Source organism: Nocardia sp. NPDC058705 (assembly GCF_042749305.1).
In the GTDB taxonomy this organism is placed as follows: domain Bacteria; phylum Actinomycetota; class Actinomycetes; order Mycobacteriales; family Mycobacteriaceae; genus Nocardia.
On the sequence record NZ_JBHYRN010000024.1, the window covers coordinates 102701 to 108730 of the forward strand.

Consider the following 6030-nt stretch of genomic DNA (forward strand, 5'->3'; position numbering starts at 1 on the left):
TCAGCCCAGCTCGTATTCGAACCAGATGTGGTGTCCCCCTTCGGCATCCACATACAGCGCACCGGTCCCGGTGATGCCGGTCAGTTCGCTGGTGCCGCTGCCGGGGACGATGTGGAAGAACTCGTCGGTGCGGTCGGTGCCACTGGTGGTGGCGGAGTGCACGAAATTGAACGCGCCGGCCTTGCCGTTGAGCGCACCCTCGAACGACTCCATCGCGAGATAGGTGCCCGCGCCGGTGCTCATGTCGAAGGCGGCGGTGAACAGCGTGGCCGAGAGTCCCTCGATCTCACCCGCGTAGGCCTTCGTCATGGTCGAGATGCCGACCGGCATCCCGGTGACGATGGGCGGCTGCGGAGTCAGGTCGGTGGGATCGAATGCGGTGACCTCGAAGGTGCCGATGGCTTTCATGCGCCGATGCTAAACCCGCGCACCGACATAAACGAGGATGCGCGGCGAATCAGTAGGTCGGTTCGATCCGGTAGAACCGGACAGCATTGCCGCCGAACACCTTCCGCAGGTCGTCGGTGCTCGCACCCGCGTCGCTGAGCCCGGTCGCCACCGTCTCGACCGCCCCACTGAGACTGGTGATCGGCTTGTCGACCGGGAAGTTCGACCCCCAGATCAGCCGGTCGACACCGAACACATCCAGCGCGTGCGCCAGCAGCGGACCCACCCGCCCGAGCAGCGTCGGCACGGGCGTCACCGTGCCACGTGGCGGGACCGGATGCCCGAGCACCGGCATCATCAGCCCGCTCACCTTGGCCACCACGTTCGGCTGCGCGGCCAGGTCGGTGAGATCGTCGCGCCACCGATGCAGCAGCACCTCCCGCTGTCTGGCGGTGTGCCCGGTGTCCTTGCCGACCGGCCCGAAGATGCCCGCCGGGGTGCCAAGGTGGTCGAGCACGATCGGCACCTCGGGGAAACGTTCGGCCAGCGCTGTCACCTCGGGGAGCTGGCCCGAGTACACCCACGCGTCCAGGGAGAGCCCCCGATCGGCGAGTTGCCCGATGCCGTCGAGGAACGCAGGCGCGGTGAGGGTGCCGTCGTGGGTCGCGAAGGATTTCACGCCCCGGTCGGGGTGGTAGGCGACGGTCGTCCGGATGCCGTGGAACAGCGGTGACGCGGATTGATGCGCGTCGAGCACCGCGCCGAAATCGCTCGCCGCGGGGTCGGCCGCGCTGACGATCCCGGCCAGCGCGGGCGTGTCGACGCCGAACGGCAGGCTGGCCACCCATCGCGTCTCGTCGGGTTTCCACCCCGCCCATTGCACCTCGACGTCGACCACCGATTTCACCCGCGTGGATCCGAGGTCGTCGCGGTAGTCGGCGGGCAGATAAGGCTGCAGGTAGGCGTCGGGGGCGCCGACGAATTCGCGATCACTACGCGGAGCCAGTTTTGCCGCGATATCGACCGGCACCGGCAGATAGCGCATCAGTTTCGCGAGCTTGCTGAACTCGCGCGGTGTGGCACGCGGCTCCCACTGGTGAATGTGGGCATCGATGATGTCGAAATCGGTCAGATCCATGCTGTGCGTCCTGTCGCCGCCGCTGGCAGAGCTCACCGCGATTGTCACATGCCTGCGGCGGGCAGCGACGGATTACGTTGGTCAAACAGTGCGCCGATACTGCCCGCCCACCGCGAAGAAGGCATCGGTGACCTGCTGCAATGTGCAGATCCGCGCCGCGTCCATGAGCACATCGAAAATATTGCCGTCGGTATGGGCGACCTCGGTCAATCGGGCCAGCGCGCGATGGGATTGTTCGGCGTGCTCGGTCTGGAAACTGTGTAGCCGGTCCAGTTGGGAGCGCCGTTCGGTTTCGGTGCCGCGGGCCAATTCCAGCGGGGCAGCTTCGGTGTTGTCGTCGCGGCCGCGGAAGGTGTTCACCCCGACGATCGGCAGTGATCCGTCGTGTTTGCGCTGCTCATAGCGCATGGACTCGTCCTGGATGCGACCGCGCTGATAGCCGGTCTCCATGGCGCCGAGCACGCCGCCGCGTTCGCTGATCCGCTCGAATTCCAGCAGCACCGCTTCCTCGACGAGGTCGGTGAGTTCGTCGACGATAAAACTGCCCTGCAGCGGATTCTCGTTGACGGCCAGCCCCCATTCTTTGGCGATGATGAGCTGAATAGCCAGTGCGCGACGCACCGAATCCTCGGTCGGTGTGGTCACCGCCTCGTCGAAAGCGTTGGTGTGCAGGCTGTTGCAATTGTCGTAGACCGCGATCAGCGCCTGCAGGGTGGTGCGAATGTCGTTGAACTGCATTTCCTGTGCGTGCAGTGAACGGCCCGAGGTCTGCACGTGGTACTTGAGTTTCTGTGCGCGTTCGCCGGCGCCGTAACGGTCGCGCATGGCGATCGCCCAGATCCGCCGGGCCACCCGGCCGATCACCGTGTATTCGGGGTCCATGCCGTTGGAGAAGAAGAAGGAAAGATTCGGGGCGAAGTCGTCGATCGCCAGCCCGCGCGCGAGATAGGTCTCCACATAGGTGAATCCGTTGGCGAGGGTGAAGGCGAGCTGGCTGATGGGGTTCGCGCCCGCCTCCGCGATGTGATATCCCGAAATCGAGACCGAATAGAAATTGCGGACGTCGTTGCGCACGAACCATTCCTGCACGTCGGCCATCATGCGCAGGCTGAATTCGGTGGAGAACAGGCAGGTGTTCTGGCCCTGATCCTCCTTGAGGATGTCGGCTTGGACGGTGCCGCGCACGGTCGAGAGGGTGTGCGCCCGGATGTCGGCGGCTTCCTCGGGGGACGGCTCGCGGCCCTCGGCTTCGCAGAAGCGTTGCAGCGCTTGGTCGATGGCGGTGTTGAGGAAGAACGCGAGGATGGTCGGGGCGGGGCCGTTGATGGTCATCGAGACCGAGGTGGTCGGGGCGCCGAGGTCGAAACCGTCGAACAGGGTGCGCATGTCCTCGACGGTGGCCACCGAGACACCCGAGGTGCCGACCTTGCCGTAGATGTCGGGGCGCTCGGCGGGGTCGTGGCCGTAGAGGGTGACCGAATCGAACGCGGTGGACAGGCGGGTGGCTTCGGCGTGGGCGCTGAGGACCTTGAAGCGGCGATTGGTGCGGGCCGGGTCGCCCTCGCCCGCGAACATCCGTGCGGGGTCCTCGTTTTCGCGTTTGAAGGGGAAAACGCCTGCGGTGAACGGGAATCGGCCGGGGAGGTTCTCGGCGCGCAGGAAACGCAGGAGTTCGCCGTCGTCGGTGAAGCGGGGGAGAGCGACGCGGGGAATGCTTGTGCCGGAGAGGGATTCGCGGCGCAGTGGTGTGCGTAGTTCGCGGTCGCGGATGCGGACCACTTGCTCCTCGCCTCGGTAGCTCTCGGCGACCGTCGGCCATTCGGCGAGCGCGGTGGTCGAGGCTGTGGAGAGTGTCGGGCGAGCCTGATCGAGCAGGTCGGTGACCGCGGTGTCGTCGGGCAGCTCTTCATGAACCAGGGTCAGACGTTGAATTCGTTGGGCGGCAGCGACTTCGCGCTGGGTGTCGGCGTGATAGCCGCGGACGGTGTCGGCGATGTCGGCCAGGTAGCGGACCCGTGACGGCGGGACGAGCTGGGCGAAGCGGGTCGAGACCTTGGTGTCCACGCGGGGGAGGGCACCTGGTTCGAGAGTGAGGCCGTGCTCGGTGAGCAAGCCGGTGAGGTGCTGGTACAGCGCGGTGACGCCGTCGTCGTCGAAAGTTGCGGCGCTGGTGCCGAAGACCGGCATATCCGCGGGGCTCGCACCGAATTCCGCACGGTTGCGGATCAATTGGCGCGCCACATCGCGAACAGCATCGGCCGCACCACGGCGCTCGTACTTGTTGATCGCGACGACATCGGCGTAGTCGAGCATGTCGATCTTCTCGAGCTGGGAGGCGGCGCCGAACTCCGGTGTCATCACATACAGCGCCACATCCACGTGGTCGACGATGCCCGCGTCACCCTGGCCGATGCCGGGAGTTTCGAGGATGACCAGGTCGTGACCGGCGGCGCGGCAGGCGGCGATCATGGTGTCGATATCGTCGGGCAGTTCGTGATTGCCGCGCGTCGCCAGGGAACGGAAGTAGACGTGCTCGCCGTCGAGGGCGTTCATCCGGATGCGGTCACCGAGCAGGGCGCCGCCCGCGCGCCTGCGGGTCGGGTCCACCGCGAGGACGGCGATCCGCAGTTTGTCCTGCTGGTCGGTACGCAGTCGACGCACCAATTCATCGGTGAGAGAGGACTTTCCGGAGCCGCCCGTGCCGGTGATACCGAGAACGGGGACCTGCCGCTTGTTCGCCGCGGCCAGGATCGCGGCTCGGTCGGTTTCTGGGAGTGCGCCCTGCTGCAGGCAGGTGATGGTGCGCGCCAAGGCATTTCGATCACCGGTGTAGAGGGCGTCGAGGTCGGGAGTGTTTCGGGCGGGGTCGACATCGCACAGCTGGATCAGTTCGTTGATCATGCCGGGCAAACCGAGGCGCTGGCCGTCTTCGGGCGAGAAGATTCGCACGCCACTGGCCGCGAGTCGTTCGATCTCCTCGGCGACGATCACCCCGCCACCCCCGCCGAAGATCCGCACCTCACCCGCGCCCGCCTCGCGCAAGGCCTCGGCCAGGTACTCGAAGAACTCGATGTGCCCGCCCTGATACGAGCTGACCGCGACCCCCTGCACGTCCTCCTCGACCACCGCGTCGACGATTTCGCGCACCGACCGGTTGTGTCCGAGGTGGATCACCTCGGCGCCCTGGGCCTGCAGGATCCGCCGCATGATGTTGATCGCCGCGTCGTGCCCGTCGAACAGGGCCGCCGAGGTCACGAACCGCACAGGATTCGCAGGAACATGCAGGCTCATGACTGCCTCCGCCAATTAGTAGATCGCCCGATACTAGGACATCAAACTAATTCTAGTGTGGTCGGCGTCACTTAGCCGCGAAACGCCCCGCTCGGATTTCGGCGGAATCGGTGCCGCACCTCGACATACTCGACGCATGGTTGGCGAGCATCGGGTGGCGGTGGCGCTGGAACGGCTGGTGGCGTCCGGGGTGATCAGCGGGGAGCAACGCGGCGCGGTGCTGCGGGCGGTCGACGAGCAGGCGCGGGTCGGGCGCGCTAGCGGGGCGCGGGTGGCCGCCGAGATCGTGGCGTATGTGGGGGCAGGGCTCGTGGCGGCGGGGCTGGGGCTGTTCGTCGACAAGGCGTGGGCGCAGGTGGCGCAGTCGGGGCGGGTGGTGTTGCTGGTGGTGGTTGCCGGGTGTGCGATGTGGGGTGCGGTGGTGTTGGGCGGTGGGTGTTCGGGGGTGTTTCGGCGGGTGCCGATCGCGGCGGCGGGGCGGGTGAGGTTGGCGGGGGTGCTGGTGGTGTTGTCGGCGGTCGCGGAGACCGGGGCGGTGGCGACGGCCTTCGGCACGCGTGGATACGACGCGGCGATCGTGGGACTGGTCGTGGCGGTGCTCGGATATCTGCTGGTACCGAGCGTGTTGGGGATGGTCGCCGTCGCGGGGTTCGGGGTGGTGAGCATTCTGAGCGCGACCTCGGAGCAGCCTGGCTCGCCGTCGCAGGGGATCGCGCTGATGGTGTTCGGTGTGTTGTGGTTCGGGCTCGCTCGCCTGCTGGTGGCCGAATGGGCCGGATATGCGCTCGGCGGGGTGATCGCGGTGTTCGGGGCGCAGTCGGTGACGTACGGGGATTCGCTGTGGCGGCCTGGCCTCACCTCGCTGATCGGTGTGTTGTGCTTCGTGCTGTATGTGGTTCGGCGGGAGGCGGTGTTGGTGCTGGGTGGGGCGGCGGGGGTTGCGGTTGCGGTGGTGCAGGTGGTGGCTGATCACACTGGTGGTGGGCCGGTTGTTGCGAGTGTGGTGTTGGGGGTTGGTGCGGTGGTGCTTGCGGTTGGGTTGGTGGTTTTGGTTGCTCGGTCGCGGGCAACAGGGGTTTGGTAGTCCGAAGCGTTTTGTATCGCAGAACTTCGGGGTTTGAGTTGTCCCTGAGGTTTGAGGCTGTGTTTGTTGGAGCGCTGGCGCGCTCGAGTCGCGGCCCCAAGGGGCCGCCGGTTAGACGCCGTTGCTGGCG

The 6030-nt window shown here is 66.6% G+C and carries 4 protein-coding genes; 1 reads left to right on the forward strand and 3 read right to left on the reverse strand.

Going from position 1 to position 6030, the window contains the following annotated elements; genetic code table 11:
• From ACFW6D_RS24365 to icmF, 3 genes are all read right to left on the reverse strand, one after another.
• On the reverse strand, positions 1-408 hold the full coding sequence (locus tag ACFW6D_RS24365) for a DUF3224 domain-containing protein (protein ID WP_379331712.1): 408 nt from the start codon (positions 406-408) through the stop codon (positions 1-3).
• Positions 409-457: 49 nt separating this feature from the next.
• Positions 458-1525, reverse strand: a complete 1068-nt coding sequence (locus ACFW6D_RS24370) for an amidohydrolase family protein (RefSeq protein ID WP_379331714.1) — start codon at positions 1523-1525, stop codon at positions 458-460.
• Positions 1526-1606: 81 nt separating this feature from the next.
• Entirely contained in the window at positions 1607-4816 is a 3210-nt protein-coding gene (gene icmF / locus ACFW6D_RS24375) for a fused isobutyryl-CoA mutase/GTPase IcmF (RefSeq protein WP_379331715.1), read from the reverse strand.
• A gap of 136 nt (positions 4817-4952) precedes the next feature.
• Here icmF and ACFW6D_RS24380 point away from each other — a divergent pair, with 136 nt between their 5' ends.
• The gene (locus tag ACFW6D_RS24380; protein ID WP_379331717.1) at positions 4953-5900 is read left to right on the forward strand and encodes a hypothetical protein; all 948 of its coding nucleotides are present in this window, start codon (positions 4953-4955) and stop codon (positions 5898-5900) included.
• The last annotated feature ends 130 nt before the right edge of the window (positions 5901-6030 follow it).

Coding starts and splice junctions, on each gene's coding strand:
- ACFW6D_RS24370 (WP_379331714.1), bottom strand. CDS start 1,525: ATGGATCTGACCGATTTCGACATCATCGATGCCCACATTCACCAGTGG.
- ACFW6D_RS24380 (WP_379331717.1), top strand. CDS start 4,953: ATGGTTGGCGAGCATCGGGTGGCGGTGGCGCTGGAACGGCTGGTGGCG.
- ACFW6D_RS24365 (WP_379331712.1), bottom strand. CDS start 408: ATGAAAGCCATCGGCACCTTCGAGGTCACCGCATTCGATCCCACCGAC.
- icmF (WP_379331715.1), bottom strand. CDS start 4,816: ATGAGCCTGCATGTTCCTGCGAATCCTGTGCGGTTCGTGACCTCGGCG.